21 protein-coding genes are annotated in these 25,502 nt (G+C 69.5%); 13 read left to right on the forward strand and 8 right to left on the reverse strand.

The genetic code is table 11. The annotated features are described in order from the left end of the window. The 5 genes from AB7F93_RS06115 to AB7F93_RS06135 are packed head-to-tail and all read left to right on the forward strand — an operon-like array spanning window position 1 to window position 6,454. On the forward strand, window positions 1–1,242 hold the full coding sequence (locus AB7F93_RS06115) for a DUF1329 domain-containing protein (protein WP_428302004.1): 1,242 nt from the start codon (window positions 1–3) through the stop codon (window positions 1,240–1,242). A 16-nt stretch (window positions 1,243–1,258) separates the two neighbouring features. Further along, a complete protein-coding gene (locus tag AB7F93_RS06120) occupies window positions 1,259–2,548 on the forward strand; it encodes an aromatic ring-hydroxylating oxygenase subunit alpha (protein ID WP_428302005.1) in 1,290 nt (429 codons plus the stop codon). After that, complete coding sequence (locus AB7F93_RS06125; RefSeq protein WP_428302006.1) at window positions 2,541–3,038, forward strand: aromatic-ring-hydroxylating dioxygenase subunit beta; 498 nt, start codon at window positions 2,541–2,543, stop codon at window positions 3,036–3,038. The genes AB7F93_RS06120 and AB7F93_RS06125 overlap by 8 nt, the downstream gene beginning before the upstream one ends. Before the next feature lie 37 nt (window positions 3,039–3,075). Continuing rightward, window positions 3,076–4,140, forward strand: a complete 1,065-nt coding sequence (locus AB7F93_RS06130) for a 2'-hydroxybiphenyl-2-sulfinate desulfinase (protein ID WP_428302007.1) — start codon at window positions 3,076–3,078, stop codon at window positions 4,138–4,140. A 1-nt stretch (window position 4,141) separates the two neighbouring features. Next, window positions 4,142–6,454 (forward strand): molybdopterin-dependent oxidoreductase, encoded by a 2,313-nt coding sequence (locus AB7F93_RS06135; protein WP_428302008.1) that lies wholly within the window; start codon window positions 4,142–4,144, stop codon window positions 6,452–6,454. Here AB7F93_RS06135 and AB7F93_RS06140 read toward each other — a convergent pair. Then, complete coding sequence (locus AB7F93_RS06140) at window positions 6,435–7,664, reverse strand: MFS transporter (protein ID WP_428302009.1); 1,230 nt, start codon at window positions 7,662–7,664, stop codon at window positions 6,435–6,437. The genes AB7F93_RS06135 and AB7F93_RS06140 overlap by 20 nt on opposite strands. Before the next feature lie 2 nt (window positions 7,665–7,666). Then, complete coding sequence (locus AB7F93_RS06145) at window positions 7,667–9,238, reverse strand: class I adenylate-forming enzyme family protein (protein ID WP_428302010.1); 1,572 nt, start codon at window positions 9,236–9,238, stop codon at window positions 7,667–7,669. Window positions 9,239–9,357: 119 nt separating this feature from the next. Between AB7F93_RS06145 and AB7F93_RS06150 the strand changes: the two genes are divergently transcribed. After that, window positions 9,358–10,101 (forward strand): hypothetical protein, encoded by a 744-nt coding sequence (locus AB7F93_RS06150; protein WP_428302011.1) that lies wholly within the window; start codon window positions 9,358–9,360, stop codon window positions 10,099–10,101. On the opposite strand, the gene AB7F93_RS06155 is transcribed toward AB7F93_RS06150, so the two are convergent. Beyond that, on the reverse strand, window positions 10,049–11,092 hold the full coding sequence (locus AB7F93_RS06155; RefSeq protein WP_428302012.1) for a tRNA (5-methylaminomethyl-2-thiouridylate)-methyltransferase: 1,044 nt from the start codon (window positions 11,090–11,092) through the stop codon (window positions 10,049–10,051). The two genes, AB7F93_RS06150 and AB7F93_RS06155, sit on opposite strands and share 53 nt — an antisense overlap. A gap of 114 nt (window positions 11,093–11,206) precedes the next feature. Between AB7F93_RS06155 and AB7F93_RS06160 the strand changes: the two genes are divergently transcribed. Together AB7F93_RS06160 and AB7F93_RS06165 are read left to right on the forward strand one after the other, a co-directional pair. Next, window positions 11,207–12,355, forward strand: coding sequence for an efflux RND transporter periplasmic adaptor subunit (locus AB7F93_RS06160; protein ID WP_428302013.1), 1,149 nt, complete (start codon window positions 11,207–11,209; stop codon window positions 12,353–12,355). Further along, on the forward strand, window positions 12,355–14,286 hold the full coding sequence (locus AB7F93_RS06165; protein WP_428302014.1) for a MacB family efflux pump subunit: 1,932 nt from the start codon (window positions 12,355–12,357) through the stop codon (window positions 14,284–14,286). The genes AB7F93_RS06160 and AB7F93_RS06165 overlap by 1 nt, the downstream gene beginning before the upstream one ends. A gap of 7 nt (window positions 14,287–14,293) precedes the next feature. Here the strand turns inward: AB7F93_RS06165 and AB7F93_RS06170 are convergent, their stop codons facing one another. Beyond that, window positions 14,294–15,835, reverse strand: a complete 1,542-nt coding sequence (locus AB7F93_RS06170; RefSeq protein WP_428302015.1) for an FMN-binding glutamate synthase family protein — start codon at window positions 15,833–15,835, stop codon at window positions 14,294–14,296. Window positions 15,836–15,862: 27 nt separating this feature from the next. Here AB7F93_RS06170 and AB7F93_RS06175 point away from each other — a divergent pair, with 27 nt between their 5' ends. Both AB7F93_RS06175 and AB7F93_RS06180 read left to right on the forward strand, forming a co-directional pair. Beyond that, window positions 15,863–16,618 carry an SIR2 family NAD-dependent protein deacylase gene (locus AB7F93_RS06175; RefSeq protein ID WP_428302016.1) on the forward strand — a complete coding sequence of 252 codons (756 nt, stop codon included), beginning with the start codon at window positions 15,863–15,865 and terminating at the stop codon, window positions 16,616–16,618. Continuing rightward, window positions 16,611–17,564, forward strand: a complete 954-nt coding sequence (locus tag AB7F93_RS06180) for a DUF523 and DUF1722 domain-containing protein (RefSeq protein WP_428302017.1) — start codon at window positions 16,611–16,613, stop codon at window positions 17,562–17,564. Before AB7F93_RS06175 ends, AB7F93_RS06180 begins: the two co-directional genes overlap by 8 nt. Window positions 17,565–17,576: 12 nt before the next feature. On the opposite strand, the gene AB7F93_RS06185 is transcribed toward AB7F93_RS06180, so the two are convergent. Genes AB7F93_RS06185 through hmpA form a run of 4 tightly spaced genes read right to left on the reverse strand, consistent with a single transcriptional unit; the run spans window position 17,577 to window position 21,818 of the window. Further along, the gene (locus AB7F93_RS06185) at window positions 17,577–18,746 is read right to left on the reverse strand and encodes an NnrS family protein (RefSeq protein ID WP_428302018.1); all 1,170 of its coding nucleotides are present in this window, start codon (window positions 18,744–18,746) and stop codon (window positions 17,577–17,579) included. Beyond that, the gene (locus tag AB7F93_RS06190; RefSeq protein ID WP_428302019.1) at window positions 18,739–20,208 is read right to left on the reverse strand and encodes a DUF6306 domain-containing protein; all 1,470 of its coding nucleotides are present in this window, start codon (window positions 20,206–20,208) and stop codon (window positions 18,739–18,741) included. The genes AB7F93_RS06185 and AB7F93_RS06190 overlap by 8 nt, the downstream gene beginning before the upstream one ends. Next, the gene (locus AB7F93_RS06195) at window positions 20,205–20,585 is read right to left on the reverse strand and encodes a DUF488 domain-containing protein (protein WP_428302020.1); all 381 of its coding nucleotides are present in this window, start codon (window positions 20,583–20,585) and stop codon (window positions 20,205–20,207) included. The genes AB7F93_RS06190 and AB7F93_RS06195 overlap by 4 nt, the downstream gene beginning before the upstream one ends. 54 nt (window positions 20,586–20,639) lie before the next feature. Then, on the reverse strand, window positions 20,640–21,818 hold the full coding sequence (gene hmpA / locus AB7F93_RS06200; RefSeq protein ID WP_428302021.1) for an NO-inducible flavohemoprotein: 1,179 nt from the start codon (window positions 21,816–21,818) through the stop codon (window positions 20,640–20,642). 161 nt (window positions 21,819–21,979) lie between these two features. Here hmpA and norR point away from each other — a divergent pair, with 161 nt between their 5' ends. The 3 genes from norR (at window position 21,980) to AB7F93_RS06215 (ending at window position 25,482) form a co-directional block, all read left to right on the forward strand. Then, window positions 21,980–23,527: a nitric oxide reductase transcriptional regulator NorR gene (norR, locus tag AB7F93_RS06205; RefSeq protein ID WP_428302022.1), complete on the forward strand. Its 1,548-nt coding sequence runs from the start codon at window positions 21,980–21,982 to the stop codon at window positions 23,525–23,527. Window positions 23,528–23,713: 186 nt separating this feature from the next. Continuing rightward, on the forward strand, window positions 23,714–24,991 hold the full coding sequence (locus AB7F93_RS06210; RefSeq protein ID WP_428302023.1) for an aromatic ring-hydroxylating oxygenase subunit alpha: 1,278 nt from the start codon (window positions 23,714–23,716) through the stop codon (window positions 24,989–24,991). 5 nt (window positions 24,992–24,996) lie between these two features. Then, window positions 24,997–25,482, forward strand: coding sequence for an aromatic-ring-hydroxylating dioxygenase subunit beta (locus tag AB7F93_RS06215; protein ID WP_428302024.1), 486 nt, complete (start codon window positions 24,997–24,999; stop codon window positions 25,480–25,482). Window positions 25,483–25,502 lie beyond the last annotated feature (20 nt).

Genomic DNA, 25,502 nt, shown 5'->3' on the forward strand with positions numbered 1-25,502 from the left:
ATGTCACGCACGCAGACAACGCTATTCCTCGCTGCCGGTCTTTGGCTGACAGCCGCGAGCGCCGCCGAGTTGCCTGCCGGCACGGTCATCAACGCCGGCAACATCGACGCCATGCTCAAGGAATCGTTCGACGGTCAGGCCATCGCCGACGTTATGCCGGAATCCATGCAATTCATGATTCGCAAGTACGCGCTTCAGATTAAGCTCAAAAAAATTCAGAAACAGGCAATCGATCCGAGCTACTACGAAGCGACGCAGAAATACGCGGGACAGGTCCAGATCGATCCCACGACCAAATTGCTTAGCAACTACGTGGCCGGCACGCCATTTCCGACCATCGACCCCGCCAATTCATTGGCGGGGTACATGGCAATGTGGAACAGCTTTTACTACTTCTCTACGTCTGGTCCCTCCCTGGATGGAGATTATGATCAATTGCTCATTGACGGAGAGGATGGCCTGGATCAACATCAGACTTGGCACTTCACCAATTTGCCTATGGTAGGCAGAACACTGGAGCCGCACACGCTGGGCGACGGCAAGATCGCCAAGAAGGAGATGGTCTACGTAAAGGCCCCATACGACGCCAAGGGTTTTGCTTTGCTGACACATCGCTACAGCGATGGTCGTCTCGACGACACTTGGGGGTATATCAAGTCAATACGGCGCGTTCGGCGGTTCTCGTCGGGTACCTGGATGGATCCCGTCGGAGGTAGCGACCTCCTTTACGATGACATTAATGCGTTCAATGCAAACCCGGCGTGGTACCGGGATTTCCGATACGTCGGTCGCAAGTATGTGCTCGGTATGCAGCTTGAAGTGCCTCAAACCGTTCGAGGCGCTCCGGACAAGGCGGCCGAATTTCCATACATTGATCTGAATAATTGGCCGCACTGGAACCCCATTCAGGAGTGGGGGCCGGTGCTCGTTGATGTCGTGGAAGCCTTTCCCCCGGAGCACCATCCCTACAGCAAGAAGGTCTATTTCATCTCCGTAGACTACCCAGGTTTCGCGCGCTACATGGAGGCGTACGACAAAGGCGGGAAGCTCTGGAAAGTTGACATGCTCGCGCCGGGAGCGGCCGCCGATTCCAACGGTCGCAGCTGGATCACGCGCTATCTCGCACACATCATCGACATCCAGCGCGAGCACGCCACCGTCGCCGTCGGTTGGGACGTGGCGCCGGCAACCCTATCGCCGGACGATGTCACCGTTGACGTGCTGAGCAGGGTCGCCCGCTAAGTGTAGAGGGCAAGTCATGCAACTGTGCGCGCTGGTTGATCTTGAGCGCGGCTTCATCGGTCGCGATGTCTATTTCGACGAGGCGGTTTATCGCGCCGAATTGGAGCGTGTATTTGCGAAGTGCTGGCTCGTGGTGGGGCATGAGTCGCAGCTGGCGGCGCCGAACGACTTTTTTACTCAGTACATGGGCGAGGACCCGGTACTCGTAACGCGCGACGTGGCCGGTCAAATTCGGGTATTTCTCAATTCCTGTACTCACCGGGGAATGAAAATCTGCCGGGAGGAGGCGGGTAATGCACGCGCGTTCGAGTGCCCCTATCACGGCTGGACGTTTGATACATCGGGAAGATTGGCCGCAGTGCCGCACGAGCTGGCGGCGTATGGCGCCAACTTCCAGAGGGAGTCACGCGCCTTGATAGAGGCGCCTAAAGTGGAAAGCTGCGCGGGATTCATTTTCGCCAGTTGGGACACTGACGTAGTGCCGCTGAGGACATACCTGGGGGATCTGCGCTGGTATCTGGAGTTGATGGCCGCACGCCAGTTGGGGCGATTGGAAGTATTGCCGGGACAGCAGCGATACAAAGTGGCCGGCAATTGGAAGGTTGCGGCGGAGAATTTTGCTGGGGACAACTACCATACAACGCACACGCACGCCTCGGCAATTATCACGGGTGCGTTACCGCCCATTTTGGGAACCGGCCCTGATCACACGGTGTCGTTTCCCTACGGGCATGGCACGCAGTTAATTCCCGACCCCGGCACAAAATTCTCGGCGGAACTCGCCTGGGCCAAGACGCTCGGCCCTGAAGCGGTGGAATACCTGGAGGCGCTCAGGTTCAAGCTGGTTCGCGTTGGCACTGAGGCGCAGTCCGAGCTGTTCGGGCTGGGTGTGAGCAACATCTTTCCGCATTTTTCCTTCAACGACTTCAGCGTCTTTCATGCAAGCACGCTGATCTGGTGGCATCCGCGCGGCGCGAACGCGATGGAGGTGTGGCAGTCACTCACCTATGACTCGGAGGCGCCAAGGGCCTTGCGTGAATACGTTCTGGAGTTGCCCACCGGCGAGCAGGCAGTTGCCGGATTTTTTGGTCAGGATGATGTGGAGAATATCGAGCAGGTGACGGCGGCGTCGCGCGGAGTGGTGTCCCGCCGGGCGCCTTTCGATTACACGATGGGCTTAGGCACACCGCCGCGTACGGACAGCCGTCTGCCGGGACAGGTCTACCCGAGTATCACCGAACAGAACCAGCGCAATTTTTATAGTTACTGGCTGTCGTGCATGAATGGGGATGCCGGCCGTGGTTGATCCGCACCTCCAGCATGAAGTCGAGCAGTTCCTGTTTCGCGAAGCCGACCTCTTGGATACGCGCAGGTTTGACGACTGGCTCGCGTTGTTTGCAGAGGACGCAACCTACCTGTCGCCGATCGTGCCGGTGCAGCAAGTACCGCGGGCTGTACCTGAGAACGAAGGATTCAGCATCTTTAACGAGAAGAAGTCCTTCTTGGAGTTGCGTATCAAACGTCTCGCCACTCGTTTTGCGCACGCTGAGCAGCCACCGTCTCGAACCCGGCACCTGCTGAGCAATGTCCGCGTTGCCCCCGATGATACTGACGGCACAATAGTCGTGGACGTGAATTTCATCGTGTTCCAGTCGCGACTCGAAGATACCGAAGCGTTCTTTGTAGGCGCCCGTCAGGATATCGTTGCGCGGGAATCAGGTCAGCTTCGGATCCGTCGGCGGCGCATCCTGTTTGATCAACGAACCTTGCCCCGCGCCTTGTCAGTGCTGATTTGATTGAACTTGGCAGTGATGGCGCTGATCTGGTTGGCCTGTGAATACGATCTATTACAGCAATTGCCCGGTCCCAAATGCGTTTCTGATTGCGGTAAAGCGGTTTGGGCAGAGTTTCGCTCGCGCGGGACTGAGCTTCCAGCTGCTCCCCGCAAGCTTGTCGGCGGCGCATTTTTCGTTTGATCTACCTCGCTACTCGCGGTTCGGCGGGGAGATTCCGCCGCTGCTCGCGGAAGGGTTGCGGACCCCGGGGGCAACGCGCTTGATCGGGTTGACGCCCTGCCGCACGCGCCAGGGTTTTCTGGTGCGGCGGGACGATGCGATTTCCAGCGTCGCCGCGCTTGCCGGACGGCGCATAGGAATTACCCCGAACGGGCGCGCGATGTTGCAGGCCGGCAGCGCCGCTGGCTTCGACGGGGATGCCTGGGAAAGCACCCAGCGGGCGCTCGGGACATGGGAGGCGCGGGCCCTGCTCAACATCCTCAGGCGCGCCGGGCTCAGGCTGGACCAGGTCGAGTTGCTTGAGGTGCCGAATCCGTGGGCCGCCCACCGTCGCGAAGTGGCGGAGGGCGCCGCGAGCTTTGCTCCGAAGGACCTGTTTCCTGACGCCACGGGCCCCGACGGCAATCCGCAGGTTCGGGCGCTGGTTGAGCGGCGCGTTGATGCGGTGTTCTCGTTTCTGCCCTACGTCGCGCAGACAGAATTACGCGGCTTTGGCAGGTTGATCGAGGATCTCGGCGCCGACAGCGCCAATGACTACGTCAGCGCCTGGACGATCAGCAGCGAGCTTTCCGCGCAGCGACCGGACCTCGTGCAGGTCGCAGTGGACGTCGTCGTGGAGGCGGCGCACTGGGCAGCAGACCATCCGGACGAGGTCGCCTCACTTCACGCCGAGAATTTCGGGGTCAGCGAGGAGGCCGTGTGGATGGCGCTTGGGCGCGACTTCCATCGGCACCTCGTGCCGCGTCTCGATGCCGAGTGCTTGTCCATCCTGGATCGGACGCAGTCCTTTCTGGTCAGCCGGGGTGTCATCCCGGACGCGATCACGCTGGCAAACTGGGCCGAACCGCAGTTCCTGTTGAATGCCACACGTTCGGACCTATGACATGAACGACATTCCCGCGTCGCCGACGTTCACCCATTGGGGCCTTTTCCATCCACAGGTGGAGGATGGGCGCGTCACCGGGCTGCGACCCTTTGCCGCCGACCCGCACCCCACCGCGTTCGGCCAGTCGCTGATCGACGCCGTGCACAGTCCGCTTCGGATCACGCAGCCGATGGTGCGCGAGGGCTGGCTCGACAAGGGGCCGGCCCCAGCGAAGCGTGGCGGCGAAGCCTTCGTACCGGTGTCGTGGGAGCGGGCCATCGATCTTGTGGCCGGCGAGATCGACCGCGTGCGTGGCGCGCACGGCAACACCAGCATCTATGCCGGCTCGTACGGCTGGGGCAGCGCGACGACGGTGAACCACCCGACGCAGTTGCTGCATCGGTATCTGAACCTGCTCGGCGGCTACACGGACAGCGTCGGCAATTACAGCGCCGGCGCGGCGTTTTACATCCTGCCGCACGTGGTCGGCAGCCTCGAAGCGATCGTGATGCCGACCGACTGGCGCTCGATCGTCGAGCACACCGAGCTGGTGGTGGCGTTCGGCGGGCTGCCGCTGAAGAACGCGCAGGCGGATTTTGGCGGCGCCGCGGTGCACGAAACGCCCATGTACCTCGCGCAGCTTGCGCGGCGCGGCGTGGAGTGCGTGCTGATCAGCCCGCTGCGGGACGACCTGGCCGGCAACCTGCACGCGCAGTGGCTGCCAGCGCGGCCGAATACCGACACCGCCATCATGCTGGCGCTGGCCCACACGCTTTACGCCGAAAACCTCTACGACCGCGACTTCGTGGCCCGTTACTGCGTCGGCTTCGAGCGCTTCGTGCCGTATCTCGCCGGCCAGTCCGACGGCCAGCCCAAGGATGCCGACTGGGCTGCCGCCATCGCCGGCATTCCGGCGGACGCCATCCGCACGCTCGCCCGGCGCATGGTTAGCAAGCGCACGATGATCAACTGCTCGCTGTCCGTGCAGCGCCAGCACCACGGCGAACTCGCCTACTGGGCGCTGATCACGCTGGCCGCCATGGTGGGGCAGATCGGCCTGCCTGGCGGCGGCTTTGGCTGCGGCTACGGCACCGGCGGCACCGGCGTGCCGCGGCGGCATTTCCCGATCCCGAAACTGCCGGCCGGGCGCAACCCAACGGGCGCGTTCATCCCGGTCGCGCGGGTCTCGGACATGCTGCTGAACCCTGGCGGCAGTTGCGAGTTCAACGGGCAGACCGTGCGCTATCCCGACGCACGCATCATCTACTGGGCGGGCGGCAACCCGTTCCACCACCATCAGGATCTGGGCAAGCTGCTGCGCGGCTGGCAGCGCGTGGACACGGTGGTGGTGCACGACGCCTGGTGGACGCCGATCGCCCGCCACGCGGACATCGTGCTGCCCTGCGCCACGGCGCTGGAGCGGGACGACCTGTCGAGCGCCTGGCTGATGAGCGATCGCTACATCGCTGCCAACCGCGCCGCCATCGCGCCCATCGGGCAGGCGCGGGCGGAGTTCGACATCTTCGCCGCGCTCGCCGCGCGCAGCGGGGTGGGCGAGGCGTTCACGGAGGGCCGCGACGCCGCCGGGTGGCTGCGCCATGTGTACGAGGAAGCCCGCGCCGGCGCCGCGCGCATGCAGGTGGAGCTGCCGGATTTCGAAAGCTTCTGGGCGGCGGGCTACGTGGAAGTGCCGGCCAAGGCGGAGCCGCACGTCATGTTGGCCGGCTTTCGGGCCGATCCGGAAGCGCATCGCCTGAATACGCCGTCCGGCCGCATCGAGCTGTACTCGGACGCCATCGCGGGCTTCGGCTACGCCGACTGTCCGCCGCATCCGGCGTGGCTCGAACCGGCCGAGTGGCTGGGCAGCCCGCTCGCCGCGCAGTACCCGCTGCATCTCATCACCAACCAGCCGCGCACGCGTTTGCACAGCCAGCTCGACATGGGCCGCGTGAGCCAGGCGAGCAAGATCGCTGGCCGCGAGCCGCTGTGGATGCACCCCAACGACGCCGCGGCGCGGGGTCTGCACGACGGCGACGTGGTGCGCGTGCAAAGCCCGCGCGGCGCGTGTCTCGCCGGCCTGCACGTGACGGACCTGGTGCGGCCGGGCGTGGTGACGCTCGCCACCGGCGCCTGGTACGACCCGGCCGAGCCCGGCAACCCGGACAGCCTGTGCAAGCACGGCAACCCGAACGTGCTGACGCTCGACATCGGCAGCTCCGCGCTGGCGCAGGCGCCAAGCTCGCAGACCACGCTGGTCGAGATCAGCCGCTGCGAGAACCCGCCGCCGGTCACAGCGATGCAGTTGCCGGCGATCAGGCTGCCGGCGGGCTGACAGTCGGGTTGACCGCCGGGCTGGCCGGGGCCGGCCGCCACAACACCGCCGCGCACAGCGCCGACACGCCGGCTACCGACACCCAGGCGGCGACGTAGCCCGGCCCGTCGGCAAGCGCGCCGAACACCACCGGACCCAGCACGAAACCGATCCAGGCGACGTTGATGAGCAGCCCGACCGCGGTGCCGGCGAGCGCGATGCCGACCGACTCCGCGATCACCACCATCAGCAGGCCCTGCCAGCCCATGGCGCAGAAGCCGTACAGCAGGCCGATCAGCCCCGCCAGCCACGGCGGCGCTGTAGCCGGCAGCCACGCGAGCGCGCCGGCGGCGAGCGCGGTGAGCGCCATCACCAGCGCCAGACATCGGCTGCGCGTGGTGGCGAAGAAGCGATCCGCAATCACGCCCCAGGCGACGCGCCCCACTGCCGCGGCCAGCAGCGCGCCGCCGAGCAGGCTGCCCGCGAGCGCCGCCGGCAGGCGCTGGTGATCGGTGAGGAACAGCACGAAGAACGTGGTCATGGCGATCTGCGCATAGGCGATGAACGGCGCGAGCCACAGCAAACGCATGAAGGGCCGGTTGCGCAGGAACTGCCCGGCCACGGCCTTCAGACCCGGCCGCGCCTTGCCCGGCGCGGCGCCCGTTTCGATGGGCGCTTCGCGATACAGCGCGCCGCTCACCACGGCCGCCACGCCCGCCACGGCCGCTACCAGCAATACGGCGTTGCGCCAGCCGAGCCACTGCGCGAGCCCCGGCAGCGCCGCCGCGGCCAGCGCTGCGCCCAGCATGTTGCCGGTCTGGCGCAGGCCCATTGCGGTGGCGCGCCGCTGCGGCGGAAACCAGTGCAGCACGCCGCGCGCACCGACCTGGTTGATGGCGCCGTTGCCAAGGCCGCACAGGCCGGCCAGCACCGTCACGGCGCCGAGCGTGCCGGCGCGGCTGAGCAGCGCAAGCGGAATGGCCATCGCCAGCAGGCACGCCAGCAGCAGCCAGCGGCCGTCGAAACGGTCCGCCAGCACGCCGGCCGGCGTCGCCATCAGCGCGCCGACCACGTAGAAGGCCGACTGCACGGCGCCAAACTGCGCCTTGCTGACGCCAAGCTCGGCCACGATGAACGGCGCCAGCGGCCCCCACAGGTACGAGCCCGACGACATGGCGATCTGCCCGGCGATGAGCAGTACCAGCATGGTCCAGGCGTTGCGCCAGGCCACGCTCAGGCCGCCGGCCAGGGCAGCTTTGACGGATCGGCGCGCAGGCCGTCGCGCAGGTTGGCCTTGGCGATCTTGCCGGTGGCGCCCTTGGGCAGTTCGTCCCGGAACAGCACCGCCTTCGGCTGCTCGAAGCGCCCGAGGCGTGGCTTGCAGAACGCCAGCAGCTCGTCGGCGCTCGCCGTCTTTCCGGGCTTGAGGCTCACGATCGCCACCACCGCCTCGCCCCAGTGCGGGTGCGGCGCGCCGACCACCGCCACCTCGCGTACGGCGTCGTGCTCGGCGAGCACCGCTTCCACGGTGACCGGGTAGACGTTGTAGCCGCCGGTGATGATGAGGAATTTTTTGCGGTCGGTGAGGTAGAGATAACCGTCTTCGTCGAAGCGGCCAAGATCGTGCGTGCGCAGCCAGGCGCCGCTGTACAGCTCGGCGTTCTCGTCCGGGCGGTTCAGGTAGCCCGGGATGGTGACCGAGCCCTGGCACCAGATCTCGCCCACCTCGCCCGCCGGCAGCGCGGCGCCGCGCTCGTCGCGGATCGTGAGATCGACATGCAGCGCCGAGCGTCCGCAGGAGGTGAGCAGCTCCGGGCGGCCGTCGAGGGCCAGAAGATGATCCTCGTGCTGCAAAAAGCTCAGCCAGCCGGCGGTGGCCTCGGTGAGTCCATAGAGCTGGATCAGCTCGCAGCCGAGCTGGCCCATGGCGCTGCGGATGAGCTGCGGGGTGGCGGGCGAGGAGCCGTAGCTGACCATGCGCAGCGCCGACAGATCGTGGTACCCCGCGGCCTCAAGCTCCAGCACGCGTTGCAGCATGGTCGGCACGAAGATGCCGCACGTGGCCCGGTGCCCGGCCATGAGGTCGAGGCTCTTCGCGGCGTCGAAATCGCCATCCGGCAGCAGCACGCCCATGCCGTTCACCAGGCCCAGCGAGCCGCACAGCAGCGGCACGCCGGCCATCGGGAATGGCGCGTAGTACAGGTCCGACTGGCGCAGGCCCAGCATCAGGCTCGAATACACCAGCGCGTCGCGCACGCCGCGCTGCGTCCACAGCGCGCCCTTGGGCAAACCTGTCGTGCCGGTGGTGTAGCTGATGGCGACCAGATCGTCCTCGCTCAGCGCCGGCAAGGTCGCGCGGCTGTGCGTGCCGGCGAGGAGCGTCTCGTAATCGAGCGGCAGCCCGTGCCCGGCGCCAAAGCCGATCAGGACCAGCCCCGCCCGGCGCAGGGCGTCGAGCTCGCCCGCCAGCAGCGGCACGCAGGAGGCCTCGATCAGCAGCACCCGCGTGGCCGAGTCATGCAGCAGGTGCAGCATCTCGCGCGGCGCGTAGCGCCAGTTGATGCCCACGCGCAGCGCGCCGAGCTTCAGACACCCGAACCAGTGCTCGATGACCTCGACGCGGTCGTGCGCCAGCACGGCGCACACGTCGCCCTTGCCGACGCCGAGCGCTTGCAGCGCGGCGGCGAGGCGCTCGGCGCGATGGTCCATGTCGCCCCAGGTGCGGCGGCGGTCGCCGTCGATGAAGGCGACGTGGTCGGCCAGGGCCGCGCCGCAGCGGCGCAGCAGATCGCGCGGCAGGATCATGCGTTCTCCTCCAATTCGGACGCGCTGGAAGCGCCGACTGCGGCGCCAGTCCACTCCAGCGCCGTGGGCGCGGCCTAGAATCCCCGCGCGACGGTGTTGTTTCCCCGGAGGTTACCGCAATGAAACGCCTGATCGGCTGCCTGCTGGCGGCCTCGGTCGGCCTTGCCCACGCGGCGGAGGACGATTTCAACAGCCGCTGCGGCAGCGGCCTGCCCAAGAGCCTGGCGCCCACCGCCGACACCGGCGTGGTAATCGTGGACGCCGCGCTGCGCGCCTACGTGCCGGTCGAGATGCCGGTCCCGCGCGGCATCGTCACACTGTCCGGTACCGGCAAGGGACTCGGCTCGCGCAGCAGCCGCTACCAGTGCACGGAGTTCATGGTGTTGCCGGAATTGCCGCCCGGCCGCTACCGCCTGAGCTCGCTCGAAGGCATGGTCAGCAGCGCCATCCTGCCGCAGCGCTTTCTGTACCCCATGCCGGGCGACGGCTATCAGGTGGTGAACCCGCACGACTGGCGCGAGGGCCCGCAACGCTACCGGGTGCAGCCGCGCCGCGCGCCGGAACTGGAAGTCGAGGTCAAGGCCGGCGAGGTGACCTACTTCGGCCGCCTGGAAGTGGTGCGAAACCGCGGCTCCGCGCACGCCGTGATGGTGAAGCTGGAACCCGACGCCGCGCGCGAGAAGCAGGCCCGCGCGCGCCTGCGGCAACTGGCCGGGCTGCCGCCGATCAACGAGCCGCCGCCTGAATCCGCGCCGCCGGGAGCGCCTGCGACGCCGGAGAGCCTGCCCGCGCCACCGGCCGACGCGCCGCCTACAGCAGCCACTCCGCCGGCAACTGAGCCACCGGCAGCGGCGGCACAGTGAGGTCCTGCGCCGGGCCGTCGAGCGGGGTATAGCGCACCGTCACGGCGTCCGCGTCGCGGCCCTGGCTGTAGCGGCCGAGGATGCGGGCCACCAGTTCCAGGTCGCCGTCCTGCAACACGCCGTCCACCAGCACCAGCGGGCCGCCGTGGCTGAGCGCTTCGAGATGCGCAAACTGGCGTCGGTAGCCGGTGAGGAAGTTGTTCTCGCCGTCCTCGCGCGCCACGATCAGCTTGAAATGCGGCCGCGGGCGCAGGTGTCGGCCCACCTTCAGCAGCATGATGTCGTCGAGCTCGTACTGCTTGGTGCCGCGCGCCTGCCACAGGTCCGCCAGCTTGTGGCTGTAGTTGGGATCGGTGAGGAAACAACAGCCGCCGGCCGGCTGTGCCCAGTCGCTGAAGCCGAACTGCGCGGCGAGCGCCTGCTGCGGCTTGCGGCTGCGGCCGTTGAAGTCGTAAAGCCGCGCGCGGTCCACCCAGCCCTCGCGCTCGGGCAGCGTTTCCGGCAGCAGCTTCGCGCACAGCGGACGCAGCAGGCGGTCGAAGGCGCCCGACTCGCGCGCCACGATCGGCATGGTCTGCTTGCGCTGCGACATCGGCCGCTGGCCGATCACCTCGCCGGTGATGATGAAGTCGAAGCCGTGCTCTTCCATCCAGGTCCGCGCCTGGCCGACCATGAAGCCCTTGCAGTCCAGGCACGGGTTCAGGTTCTGCCCGTAGCCGTGCTTCGGGTTGATGACCACGTCCTTGTAGGGCTCGATCACGTCCACGATGTGCAGGCGGATGCCGAGCTGCTCGGCCACCCACAGCGCGTTGTTGCGCTTGGGTTTGGCGCGGTCCTGGCGGCGGATGGCGTGCGTGTGGCCCTCCACGCAGAAACCGGTGAAGAAATTGATGCCCTCGACGTGGATGCCCTGTTCGAGCATCACCCGGGCGGCCAGCATGGAATCGAGGCCGCCCGAGATCAGGGCGACGGCCTTGCGCGGAGCGTTCATGGAATCGGCAAGCGGTGCGTGGGGGGCGCGTATGGTACCGGCGCCGGCGCGTCCGCCTGAAAATCCCGACCCGTACCATCTCCACCGCCCACTGGACCACAGGCTTTGCCGCTCATGACCCGACGCTGGATTCCCGTCACCGTAGTGGCGCTGGTGGTGCTGGTTGCCGCGGGGATGCTGTGGCGGCGCGACGAGCCGGCGGCGCTGCCGGCGGGGATCGAGTTCGTGCCGGTGGCGCGCCAGGACGTGACCGAAACCGTCACCGCGCAGGGCAAGCTCGAACCGAAGTCGTTCGTCGATGTGGGCGCGCAGGTGTCGGGGCAGCTCAGTCGCCTTCATGTGGCGATCGGCGACGTGGTCGAGAAAGGCCAGCTGATCGCCGAGATCGACCCGCGCATCTACGCCGCCCGCGTGGCGAGCGGCCAGGCGCGCATCGCCTCGCTGACCGCCCAGCTCGCGCAGGCGCAGGCGCAGCTGCGCAACGCCCACCTGGTGTACGCGCGCAACCGGGAGCTGATCGCCGAGCAGGCGGCAAGCCAGGAGCAACTCGAACAGAGCGAGGCTGACCTGCGCGTGGCCGAGGCGGCGGTCAAGTCCTTCGCCGCGCAGATCGACGAGGCGCGCTCCACGCTCAACGGCGACCAGACCAATCTCGGCTACACGAAGATTTACGCCCCCATGGCCGGCACCGTGTCCACGCAGACCTCGCGCGAGGGCCAGACGCTGAACGCCAACCAGTTGGCGCCGGTGATCGTGCAGATTGCGGATCTGGACACCATGACGGTGCGCGCGCAGGTGGCGGAGGCCGACGTGATGCGCATCGGCATCGGCACGGCGGCCGAGTTCACCACCCTCGGCGCGCTCGACCGGCGCTGGCAGGGCCGCGTGCGGCAGGTGCTGCCGACGCCCGAGGTCATCAACGAGGTGGTGCTCTACAACGTGCTGGTGGACGTTGACAACCGCGACCGCCAGCTCATGAACGGCATGAGCACGCAGGTGTTTTTCATCCTGGGCGAGGCCCGAAACGCACTCGCCGTGCCGAGCGCGGCGCTCGGCGAGCGGCGCCCGGACGAGGACCAGCCCGGCACGCAGGCGTACACGCTGCGCGTGCGGGACGGCGAGCGGCTGGTCAGCCGCGTGGTGCAGGTGGGCATCCGCTCGCGCCAGTGGGCCGAGGTGCGCGCCGGCCTCGCCGAGGGCGAGCAGGTGGCCATCCCGCGCGCGCCGGAGCCGAAGGTGGCGCAACGCCGGGGCTTTTTCTGATGCCACTGCTGGAGCTCACCGACATCACCCGCCACTACGGCAGTGGCGCCGGGCAGGTGCGGGCGCTCGACGGCGTGTCGCTCAGCATCGAGGCCGGCGAGTTCGTGGCCATCATGGGCCAGTCCGGCTCCGGCAAGAGCACGCTGATGCACATCATCGGCTGCCTGGACCGGCCGGACGGCGGCCGCTACCGCGTGCGCGGGCAGGACGTGGCCGCGCTCGACGCCGACGGGCTCGCCGCGCTGCGCCGGCAGACCTTCGGCTTCGTGTTTCAGCGCTACAACCTGATCGGCGGCGCGAGCGCGCAGGCCAACGTGGAGATGCCGGCCATCTATGCCGGCCAGCGCAAGACCGAGCGGGTGGCCCGCGCGCAGCGCCTGCTGGCCGATCTCGGCCTTGCCGAGCGCGCCCGCCACCGGCCGAGCGAGCTGTCCGGCGGCCAGCAGCAGCGCGTCGCCATCGCCCGTGCGCTGGTCAACGACCCGCCGGTGATCCTGGCCGACGAGCCCACCGGCGCGCTCGACAGCAAGAGCAGTGGCGAGCTGATGGCGCTGCTGGCGCGCCTGCACCAGGCCGGCCGCACGGTGGTGCTGATCACCCACGACGCCGACGTGGCCGCCCACGCCCGGCGCGTGGTGCGCATCGCCGATGGGCGCATCGTGGACGACCGCGTCGTCACCCAGGACCACGCCGCGCCGCCGGCCGCCGCGGCGAGCCCACCCGCGCACGCGCCAGCGGTGGTGCCGGAACTCGGCGAGGCGACGCGCATGGCGCTGCACTCGCTGCGCACCAACGCGCTGCGCACGGCGCTCACGCTGCTCGGCATCGTCATCGGCGTCGCCTCGGTGATCGCCATGCTGGCGGTCGGCGAAGGCGGCAAGCAGCAGGTGCTGGCGCAGATCACCGCCATGGGCACCAACCTCGTCATGGTGCGGCCGGGGGCGCCCGGCATCCGCGGCGGCGGCGACATCGTCACCCTGGTGCCCGACGACGCCACCGCCATCGCGGCGCTGCCGAACGTGCTGCAGGTGCTGCCGGAACGCAGCACGCGCCTGACCGTGCGCGCCGGCAATCTCGATTACCAGACCACCGTGCAGGGCAGCGATGCGAGCCTGCCGCAGGTGCGCGACTGGCCGGTCGCGGCCGGCAGTTTCTTCGGCGAGCGCGATTTGCGCGGCTACGCGCCGGTGGCGGTGCTGGGGCAGACCGTGGCGCGGGCGCTGTTCGCCGACGGCGCCGACCCGGTTGGGCGTTACATCCTGGTGCGCAACGTGCCGTTCGAGGTCATCGGCGTGATGGGCGAAAAGGGCGCGTCGAACTGGGGCGGCGACCAGGACGACGTGGTGCTGGTGCCGATCACGACCGGCTTCGTGCGCCTGTTCGGGCGGCCGTACCTGAACGCGCTGACGGTGAAGGTGGCGGACCTCGCCGACATGGACGCGACCCAGGAAGCGATCCGCCAGTTGCTGCTGGCGCGCCACCGCACGGAGGACTTCAGCGTGCGGAACCTCGCCTCCATCCTCGACGCGGCCAGCACCGCCTACAACACGCTCACGCTGATGCTGGGCACGGTGGCGGCCATCTCGCTGCTGGTGGGCGGCATCGGCGTCATGAACATCATGCTGGTCAGCGTCACCGAGCGCACGCGCGAGATCGGCATCCGCATGGCCACCGGCGCGCGCATGCGCGACATCCTGCTGCAGTTCAACACCGAGGCGGCGGTGGTGTGCACGGTCGGCGGGCTGTTCGGCCTCGCGCTCGGCTTCGGCATCGGTCTGGCGCTGCGCCTGGCGGGCATGCAGGTCATCTTCGCCGCCACGCCGGCGGCGCTGGCCTTCCTGTCGGCGGTCGGCACCGGGCTCGTGTTCGGCTACTTGCCGGCGCGCAAGGCGGCGCGGCTCGATCCGGTGGTGGCGCTGGCGGCCGAGTGAGCCGCCCTCAGGCCGCCGGGCGTGCCGACTGGGCCACCTCGGCGCGCGGCGACGGCAGCGGGTACAGCTCGTCGAGGCCGACCGAGCGGCCGTGCTCGACCATCATCCGGGCATGTTGACGACCGAGGGCGCGCGGCTGCGGCACGCCGCACGAGTGGGCGATCATGGCGATCTCCTTTTCCATGTTGCGCGCGAAGTGCGCCACGCGCTCGGCCTTGTCCTGCGGCACCAGGCCCCGCTGCAGGCGCGGGTCGTGCGTGGTGACGCCGGTCGGACAGGTGTTCTTGTTGCACTGCATGGCCTGGATGCAGCCGAGCGCGAACATGAAGCCGCGCGCCGAGTTCACGAAATCCGCGCCCACCGCCAGCGCCCAGGCGGCGCCGCGCGGGTTGATGAGCTTGCCGGACGCGATCACCCGGATGCGCTCGCGAAGGCCCCAGGCGGTGAGTCGGTCTACCACGCCCGGCAGGCTGTCGGACAGCAGCATGCCGACGCCGTCCATCAGCGGCATGGGGGCGGCGCCGCTGCCGCCTTCGGCGCTGTCCACGGTGATGAAATCCGGCGCCGATTCGACGCCGCGGTGCAGCACCTTCTGGCACAGCTCGTCCAGCCAGTCGAGGCTGCCGATGACGGTCTTGAAGCCGACCGGCTTGCCGGTGATGTCGCGAATGCGCGCGATCTGGTCGAGCAGGTCGTCCAGGTTGTCGATGTCCGGGTGGCGGTTTGGCGACAGCGAGTCCTGCCCCGCTGGAATGCGGCGGATGGCGGCGATCTCGGGCGTCACCTTCACCGCCGGCAGGATGCCGCCCTTGCCGGGCTTGGCGCCCTGACTGAGCTTGATCTCGAACATGCGGATTTGCGGGATGGCGGCCAGCTCGCGCAGGCGCGCTTCGGACAAACTGCCGTCGCGCTCGCGCACGCCGTACTTGGCGGTGCCGATCTGGAACACCACATCGCAGCCGCCCTCAAGATGCGCCGGTGCGAGGCCGCCCTCGCCGGTGTTCAGCCAGCAGCCGGCCTTGGCGGCGCCCAGCGACAGCGCCCGCGCCGCCGGCTGCGACAGCGCGCCGTAGCTCATGGCCGAGATGTTGACGATGGCGGCCGTGGTGTACGGCTGGCGGCAGAGCGGGCCGAGCGTGACCGGGGCCGTGGGCGTCGTTTCCTGCTCCAGCGGCGGGAACAGGCTGCTGACGAAGATCACCGTGCCCGGCCGGTGGATGTCCTCGGTCGAGCCGAAGGCAACCGTGTTGTCGAGGTTCTTGGCCGCCCGGTACACCCAGCTGCGCTGGGCGCGGTTGAACGGCAGCTCCTCGCGGTCCATGGCGAAGAAGTACTGCCGGAAGAATTCGCCCAGGCGCTCGAAGGCGTACCGAAAGCGGCCGATCAGCGGAAAGTTGCGCCGCACGGCGTGCTGCGTCTGCAGGCGGTCGGTGACGTACATGACCGCTGCCGTCAGTGCCAGCACGCCGAGCGCAAAGATGAACAGCGCCGCCAGCAACTCCAGCACGGCCGTCAGCCAGCGCGAGAATAGGTCGGGCAGTATCGGCATCGTCACACCTCCCGGCGTTCGTAATCCATGACCGGCACCGAAACCATTATCGGCCGCGCCCGACGGCTGCTGCAGCACAGCCGGCGGGCGGTGGTGTTCACCGGCGCCGGCATCAGCACCGAATCCGGCATCCCGGACTTTCGCAGTCCGGGCGGCCTGTGGAGCCGGCTGCGGCCGATCGACTTTCAGGAATTCCTGGCCTCCGACGACGCCCGGCGCCTGGCCTGGCAGCGCAAGTTCGAGCTTGACGACGCGGTCGGCGCGGTGCAGCCGAACGCCGGGCACCTTGCGGTGGCGCGGCTGGTCGCCGCCGGGCGCGTGAGCCACGTCATCACACAGAACATCGACGGCCTGCACCAGGCGAGCGGCGTGCCGGCGGAACGCGTCATCGAGCTGCACGGCAACGGCACCTACGCCGTGTGCCTCACGTGCCGCGCACGCTACACGCTGGCCGACATACGGGCGCGGTTCGACGCCGACGGCGCGGCGCCGCAGTGCCACTGCGGCGGCTGGATCAAGTCCGGCACGGTGTCGTTCGGGCAGGCAATGCCGGCGTTCGCCATGCGCGCCGCCGAGGCGGCGGCCCTGGCCTGCGATCTGTGCATCGTGGTCGGCTCCTCGCTGCAGGTGTACCCGGCGGCCGGCTTTCCGGAACTCGCGCAGCGCCACGGCGCCGGGCTGCTCATCGTGAACCGCGAGCCGACGCCGCGCGACGGTATCGCGGACGTGGTGCTGCACGGCGAGGCGGGGTCGCTGCTGGCGGCGCTGACCGCCGATGTCTGAGCCATCCCGCCTGCGCCTTGGCGTCAGCGCCTGCCTGCTGGGTCAGACCGTCCGTTACGACGGTGGCCACAAGCGCGACAGCTTCGTGGCGGACGTGCTGGCGGCACACTTCGAGCTGGTGCCGACGTGTCCTGAGGTAGCCATCGGCCTTGGCGTGCCGCGGGCGCCGATTCGCCTCGTGCAGACCGCTGCGGGGGTGCGCGTGCGCGGCGTGCGCGATGGAAGTCTCGACGTGACCGACGCGCTGGATGGCGAGGCGGCGCGCGTCCACCGCGCCAGGCCGGACCTGTGCGGCTACGTGCTGAAGAAAAACTCGCCAAGCTGCGGCATGGAGCGTGTCAAGACCTACACCGAGGCCGGCATGCCCCACGGGCGGGCGGCCGGCGCGTTTGCCGCCGGCCTCATCGCCCGCGCGCCGCTGCTGCCGGCGGAAGAAGAAGGCCGGCTCAACGACCCCGCGCTGCGCGAGAACTTCATCGAGCGGGTGTTCGCCTACGCGCGCTGGCAGGCTCTGACGGCGGGCGAGATCGCCGGCGCGGCGCTGATCGACTTCCACAGCCGGCACAAATATCAGTTGCTGGCGCACAACCAGGCGGCGTATCGGCGGCTCGGCCCGCTTGTGGCGCAGGCGGGCCGGCGCCCGACGCGGGCACTCATTGACGACTACGGGCGGCAGTTCATGGCGGCGCTGGCTCGCCCGGCGAGCGTCGGCAACCACGTGAATGTCCTGCAGCACCTGGCGGGCTACCTCAAGGACGTGCTCGATGGCGGCGACAAGGCCGAGTTGCAGGCCGCTATCGACGACTATCACCAGCGCCGAGCGCCGCGGCTGGTGCCGGTCACGCTGCTGCGCCATCACCTGCGCCGCGCGCCGCAGCCATGGGCCGCCGCGCAGACGTACCTCAACCCCGACCCGCGCCAGCTGCTGCTGCTGAACCACCCCTGAACCGGCGGCCTGTCAGCCCGGCCGGCCATCGGCGCGCGGCCGGCACAGCAGGGGCGCGTAGCGGATCACGAACAGGCCGAAACCGAAGCACCACGCCCCGGCGGCGAGTGCCACGGCCAGCCGCGGCGCCGCGCCGGCCAGTGCCACCCGCGCGGCGGCCGCCAGCGTGACGGTTGCAAACGCAAGCGCCATCGGCCGCGGCGGCGCGAGCGGCCGGCCCGTGTGGCCGAGACTCACGCGCGCCATCATGGCCAGGATCAGCCCGCCCAAGGTGCCGACCGTGAAGGCGTGCAGCACCGCGCTGCCGGCGATGGGCACCCCGGCGTGCCAGGCGGCGAGCCCGAGCAGCGCCACCACCAGCCAGGCGTAGGCGACGTGCAGCGACCACATCAGCGGCACGCGCCAGATGCCGGGGCGATACCAGCGCACCGCCCGCCAGCCGTGCAGCGCTGCGAGCGCCAGCAGCAGCGGCGCAAGGCGCAGGTCCGGCGCCAGGCCCACGCCCGCCGCGGCCAGTACGGCGAGCAGCACGAATCCGCCCATCGCGAGCCACGGTTCAGAGGCCGACACCGGCGCCGCCGCCGGCAGGCGCAGGCCGTTCGTGGTGAACAGCGGAATCACCCGCCCGCCGATCAGCGCAATCACCGCCCCGATCAGCCACAGCGCCGCCCATACCGCCTGCCGCAGTAGGGCGAAATCGTTGCCGTGCACGGTGTAGAGCGCGACCGCGTCGGCCGCCGTGAGCAGCGCGAGCAGGCCGACGAGTGGATAGTTGCGCCGCTGCTGGACGCGCCCGAGCTGCCAGCCAAGGCGCGCCGCCACGGCCGGCAGGAAGGCAAGTTCGAGTGCGGCCAGCAGTGGCCACGGCAGGCCCGGCCACAGCCAGGCGATGCGCGCCGCGAGCCACAGCCCGAACAGCGCCGCGAGCGGCGCGCCGCGCAGGCCGGGCGAGTCGGTCCAGTTCTGCACCGCCGTGAGCAGGAAGCCGGCAATCACCGCGCAGGCAAAGCCGAACGGCATCTCGTGCATATGCCAGGCGAGCGCCCCGCCGCGCGGCGCAAAGGCGACCCAGCCCAGGTAACTGGCCGCCCACAGCGCCACCGCCAGCACGGCGAACGCCGCCGCGCCCAGAAAGAACGGCCGAAAGCCGAGCCGAAACAGCGGCAGGCCCCGCTCAGCCATCGAGCGCCGCCGCCACGCGGGCGATGTTGGCCTCGTGCGCCGTGAGCATGGCGCCGAGCCCGGCCTGCAACGGCGCGTCGCCCACGCGCGGCAGCAGCGCCTGAAGTTTGCGCACCACCCAGCGCTGGCCGCGGTTGAGGAACGCGAGCCGCGCCGGCAGGTCCTGGATGGCCATCGCCTTTGCGTAGAAATCGCCCGTGCGACGCGACGGCGTGCCGCCGAGACGCTGGATCGATTGCGTGAGCAGCGCGCACCAGCGCGCCTCGTCGTGCTGGATGGCGCGCACCAGCGGCGTGAGCTCGGCCGGTGCGTCCTTCGCCGTGTGCAGCGCCACGCGCGCGCCGGCGCGCTCGGCCTCCAGCAGCTCGTCGAGCGCGGCGAGCAGCTCGTCCCGCCCGATCGCGCCCATGTACTGCGCGTCGGCCTCGGCGGCGAAGCAGGCGGGCGAGCTCAGGCGCGCCGCTTCGGCCGCCGGCATTGCGTCGACCGCCAGCAGCGCCTCGGCGTCGGCGACGATCTGCGTCAGACGCTCGCCGGCAGCCACGACGGCGTCGATGCGGCCGACGCCGGTGCCGGCGTACAGCGCCATGGCCTCGAAATCGCCACTCATGGAGCGCAGCGGCGAGTCGGTGCTGAACAGGTAAATGGGCCGGCCTTCCTCCTCGCCGATCACGGTGCGCGTGCCGGTGAAGGGATCGCCGCGCTCGCCGCGGGTGATGCTGTTTTCGAGTACCCGCACCTTGGCGCCCGGCGGCCAGTTGATGTGGAAATCCTCGGTGAGCAGCGTGTCGGCCGCGGTGGCGGTGACCAGGCGCTGCTTGTGGAAGTCGTGGGCGAAGCTTTCCTCGGTTGCGATCAAGGCCGTGCCGAACACCGCGCCCTGCGCGCCGAGCGCCAGTACGGTGGCCACGTCCGCGCCGTCGGCCAGGCCGCCCGCGGCCAGTACCGGCACGCTCACCGCCGGCGTGAGTTCCGCGAGCAGCGCGTGCAGGGGCTGGTCGCCGCGCACGTGCCCGCCGGCCTCGACGCCCTGGGCGATCAGCGCATCGGCGCCGGCCTTCTGCGCCGCTTGCGCCTCGTCCACCGCGCCCACCTGACAGACCACGCGCAGCCCCGCCGCGCGCAATCGCCCGACGAGCGCCGCCGGCACGTCCCAGAACAGCCCCGCCACCGGCACGGCGAGCGCGATCAGCGTCTCGATCTGCGCGGTGAGCAGCGCGGGGTCGGTGCCGGCCGGGATCAGGTTGACGCCGAAGCGCTCCACCCCGGCGGCGCGCACGGCCGCGACCTCGGCGCGGATGCGTTCAACCGGCTCGCGCACCATGCCCAGAAACCCGAAGCCGCCGGCGCGGCTGACCGCGATGACCAATTCCGCGCGCGCCACGCCGCCCATGCCCGCCAGCACCAGCGGATAGCGGCAGCCGAGCAGGTCGCACACGGGGCGATGCAGCGGGGTGGTCATGATTCGTCGTCCGCCTCCAGGTGTTCGCGCAGGTAGTCCGCCAGCACGATGGCGTGGTTGTGCACGCCGTCGCGGGCGCCGTAGAGCAAGGTCAGCGGACCTGCGCGCGCCAGCTCGCGCAGCGGCACGAGCGCCTCGGCATTGGCGTCCAGTTCTGCGCGGTAGCGGGCGCGAAACACCTGCCAGCGCGCCGGGTCGTGGCCGAACCAGCGCCGCAGGGTAGGACTCGGCGCGACGTCCTTGTGCCAGCGCGTGAGCGCCGCCGCCTCCTTGCGCAGGCCGCGCGGCCACAGGCGATCGATCAGCACGCGCGCGCCATCCGCGGCCTGCGGCGGCTCGTAGATGCGCTTGATGCGGATGTCGAACCGGTCGCTCATGCCCTCGTCCCGCGCCACTCGTGGGTCGTCATTGTGGCCACGCGTGCGGCGGCCTCAACCCTCCAGCGCCGCCGCCGGACCGAAGAACTCCCAGTGCATGCGCTCGGCCGGCACACCGAGTTCGCCGAGCAGGCGCTTGACCGCGCCCATGAACGGCGCGGGGCCGACGAAGTAGGCGTCCATGTCGCGTGCCTGCGGCAGCGCGCGCGCCAGCAGGTCGGCGCTGACGCGGCCGTGGGCGTCGACCGGCGCGTCACCGACCGCCTCGTGGCAATAGAAGCGACGGGCCTGCGTGCTGCGCGCGACGAGGTCATCCACCCAGTCGCGAAACGCGTGCACGGCGGCGTTGCGCGCGAAGTGCACGAAGGTCACCGGCCGGCGCTGTTCGTGCGCGGCCTGCAGCATGGGCAGCGTGGGGGTGATGCCGACGCCGCCGCTGATCAGCGCCAGTGGCCGCTCGCCGGGCGCGAGCACGAACTCGCCGGCCGGCGGGAACAGATCGATCGTGGCGCCGACGCCAAGCGCGTCGTGCAGGTGGTTCGACGCCCGCCCGCCAGGCTCGCGCTTGACGCTGATGCGGTAGGTGCTGCCGTTCGGTGGCGCGGACAGCGAGTAGTTGCGCCGCACCTCCTGGCCGTCGATGGTGAGCCGGAGGCCGATGTACTGGCCGGGCTGGAACGCCATCACCGGGCCGCCGTCGGCGGGCTTCAGATACAGCGACGTGATCTCTGCGCTCTCCGGCGCCTTGCGGCTGATCTCGAAACGGCGCGCACCGCGCCAGCCGCCGGGCGTCGCCGCCGCGGCGGCGTAGACGTCTTCCTCGGCGCCGATCAGCAGATCCGCGAGCTGCTGGTAGGCGGCGCCCCAGGCCTCGATCACGGCGTCGGTCGCGATGTCCGGTCCCAGCACCTCGCGGATGGCGCGCAGCAGGCAGCTGCCGACGATGGGGTACTGCTCCGGCAGCACCTGCAGCGACACGTGCTTTTGCACGATCTGCCCGACCAGCGGGCCGAGCGCGTCGAGGCGATCGATGTGGCGGGCGTACTGCAGGATGCCGTTGGCGAGCGCCCGCGGCTGGGCGCCGCTGGCCTGGTGCGCCTGATTGAACAGCGGGCGGACTTCGGGGTACTCGGCGAGCATCGTCCCGTAGAAGTGGCGCGTCAGCGCCTCGCCGCCGCTTTCGAGCAGCGGGACGGTGGCCTTGACGATGTCGCGGTGTTGGGCGGAAAGCATGGATACGCTCCTGGTTGTAGGAAACTCGCCTGTGCGGCTTGCCAAGACCAGGTCACATTTCATGCCATTCGTGAAACCCGCATGGTTATGCGGAAAATTCCGCTTAGATGTAAAAATGACTCGTCTTGACCCGTGTCCTTTCCACATCGTTTGACGTCAGAATGACCACTTCATCGACACTCGAAGCGGTGCTGCCCGCACTCGAAGCCCTGCCCGGCGACCTGCCGGACGAACAGCGCTTTGCGCCGCTGCTGGATGCCGTGCGCGCGCTGTTGCCGTGCGATGCCACCGCCCTGCTGCGCCTCGAAGGCGACACGCTGCGCCCGCTGGCGGTGGCGGGTCTGACGCACGACACGCTCGGCCGGCGCTTTCGCCTGGCCGACCATCCGCGCCTGCTGACGCTGCTGCAGCGGCGCGGCCCGACGCGCCTTGCGGCCGATTGCGAGCTGCCGGACCCCTACGACGGGCTGGTACAGGGCCGCCCAGGCCAGCTCGAAGTGCACGACTGCATGGGCTGCCCGCTGTACGTGGCGGACCAGCCCTGGGGCCTGCTGACGCTGGATGCGCTCGACCCGCACGCCTTCGACGCCGTCGACGTCGCGTTTCTGGACACGCTCGGCCGGCTGGTGGCGGCGCTGGTGGCGGTAGGCGAGCGCATCGGCGGGCTCACGCAGCAGGCGCAGCGCGAGCAGCAACTGGCGCGGGCGCTGGCCGAAGAACCACCGCCGCTGCGCCATCGGGAACTCGCCGGCCACAGCGCGCCGATGCGCCGCCTGCAGCAGGAGATCGACACCGTCGCCGGCACGGATCTGACGGTGCTCATCACCGGCGAGACCGGCGTCGGCAAGGAGCTGGTGGCGCAGGCCATCCACGCCCGCTCGCGCCGCGCCCGGCAGCCGCTGATCACGCTCAACTGCGCGGCGCTGCCGGACAACCTGGTCGAGAGCGAGCTGTTCGGACACGTGCGCGGCGCCTTCACCGGCGCGGTGGGTGAGCGCTGCGGCAAGTTCGAACTCGCTGACGGCGGCACGCTGCTGCTGGACGAGGTCGGTGAACTTCCGCTCGGCGTGCAGGCCAAGCTGCTGCGCGTGCTGCAGAGCGGCCAGTTGCAGCGCCTGGGCTCGGACCGCGAGCACCGCGTCGACGTGCGCGTGCTGGCCGCCACCAACCGCGATCTGGCGGCCGAGGTGCGCGCCGGGCGCTTTCGGGCCGATCTGTACCACCGGCTGGGCGCCTACCCGCTGACCGTGCCGCCGCTGCGCGAGCGCGGGCGCGACGTGCTGTTGCTGGCCGGCGGATTTCTGGAGGAAAACCGCGTGCGCCTTGGCCTGCGTGGCCTGCGCCTGGCGGCCGACGCCCAGCAGGCGCTGCTGCACCAGCCGTGGCCCGGCAACGTGCGCGAGCTCGAACACCTGCTGGCGCGGGCGGCGCTGCGGGCGCTCGCCGGCCACACACCGCGCCCGCGCATCCTCACGCTGCACGCGGAGCATCTCGATCTCGCCCCCGCCGGCGGTGCGGCGGCCGACCACGAGGCGGCTGCCCTGCCATCCGCAGGAACCAGCCTGCGGCAGGCAGTCGACGACGTGCAGCGGCGGATGATCGAACAGGCGCTCACCCGGCATGCCGGCAACTGGGCCGCCGCCGCCCGTGAGCTGGGACAGGATCGCGGCAACCTGCAGCGCCTGGCGCGGCGCCTGGGTTTGAAGTAAGGCTCCAATGTGAGCCGCTGGACAGGCCCGGCCAACGGCACCGGCATCTGCCGCGCGTCACCGCACTGTCCGCGCCAGGCCCGCGCGGCCCGCCCTTGGCCCGATTACGGCCACGGCCGCCGAAGCGCCCATAATCGGTCCCGACCGACACAGCTGCCCTCAAGTGCAGAGCCGAGGAGAACCGCTATGCCCGAGAGCCACTACCGGCCCGACTACTCGCGCCCGGAAGCAAACCACGCCGAGCTGTATCGCGACCCGGCGATCTTTGCCGAAGAGCTCGACAAGATCTTCCACGCCACCTGGGTGTACGTGGGCCACGAGAGCGAGATTCCGAACCCGGGCGACTACAAGACGAGCTTCATCGGCCGCGTGCCGGTGATCCTGTCGCGCGATCTCGCGGGCACGATTCACGTCGTCGCCAATCGCTGCACGCACCGCGGCTCCACCGTCTGCGCACGCGAGTTCGGCCACGCCGAGAGCTTCACCTGCCCGTACCACGCCTGGACCTTTCGCCTGGACGGCAGCCTGGAGGCGGTCGGCCTGCCGCGCGGCTACAACGACGGCGAGCTCGACTTCGCCGGCCTAGGCCTGCCGGCAGCGCCGCGCGTCGGCAGCTACCGCGGCTTCGTGTTCGCGAGCCTGAACCCGGACGTGCACGACTTCGGCACGCACATCGGCCGCGCCCGACAGTACATCGACTACTACTGCGACCTGTCGCCCACCGGCGAGATCACGGTCGGGCGCACCGGCATCTACAAGCACCGCTACCGCGGCAACTGGAAGGCGCAGCTCGAAGGCAGCGTCGAGGGCTACCACGTGTGGCACAACCACCGCACGGCCATCGACATCATGTCGAAGTGGGTGCCGATCATGAAGCAGTACCAGAACCTGCCCATGAAGGCCTACGACCTCGGCTTCGGCCACAACATCATCGAGAACTACACGCTCACCGACGCGCAGGTGCACGAGCGCTGGCCGGGCGACCTCATCGAACAGCTGATCGCCGCCCACGGCCGCCAGCGCGCCATGGACGCGCTGCGGCATCGCTTCAACATCGTGCTGTTCCCGAACATGGCGATCCTGGAGTACCACGTGCGCGTCATTCGCCCGCTGGCGGCGGACCTCACGGAAGTGCGCCAGTACCACACCTCGATGGTGGGCCTGCCGGCCGAAATGAATTTGCGCCGCGTGCGCGAGCACGAGTTCTTCTACGGGCCGGGCGGCTTCGGCGGGCCGGACGATCTGGCTACCTTCGACCGCATCCAGCAGGGCATGGAGGCGTACACGGCGCCGTGGGTGCTGTTCAACCGGGGCCTCAAGTCCGAAGAAACCACGGCAGATGGCCTGCGCTTTGGCCACCACACGCAGGAGACCCAGCAGCGCGCGCCCTACTACGAGTACCGGCGCCTGATGGAAGGCAAGCCACCGGCGCCGAGCCGCATTCGCCTCGCGGCGGCGGGGTGATGGCCATGAACCAGGCCGAGGCCGAAGCGTTTCTGTTCCGCGAAGTGCGCCTGCTGGACCGGCGGCGCTTTCGCGACTGGCGCCAGCTTCTCACCGACGACGCCATCTACTGGGTGCCGAACGGCGACCCGGACGGCGACCCGCAGCAGCACTGCTCCATCGTCTACGCCACGCCGGCCATGGTGGAGGACCGCCTGGAACGCGCCGAGAGCCCGTTCTACTGGGTGGGCGACCCGCCCATCCGCAGCGTGCACACGGTGAGCAACGTGCTGCTGGAGCAGGCCGACGAGACCCACGTCGAGCTCGCCTGCAACCAGGTGATTTACCTCTACCGCGACAACGACCAGCGGCGCGACCAGCCGCTCGACGTGCTGCCGGCGCAGTGCGACTACCGCCTGCGGCGCGCGGGGGGCGGCTGGCGCATCGCCTACAAGAAAGTGGCGCTGCTGACCGGCGACGGCCTGGTGCCGCTGCTGCCGCCGATCATCTGAGCCCGTGGCGGCGACCCCGC

Origin of the sequence: Immundisolibacter sp., assembly GCF_050250495.1 — a bacterium.
Lineage (GTDB): Bacteria > Pseudomonadota > Gammaproteobacteria > Immundisolibacterales > Immundisolibacteraceae > Immundisolibacter.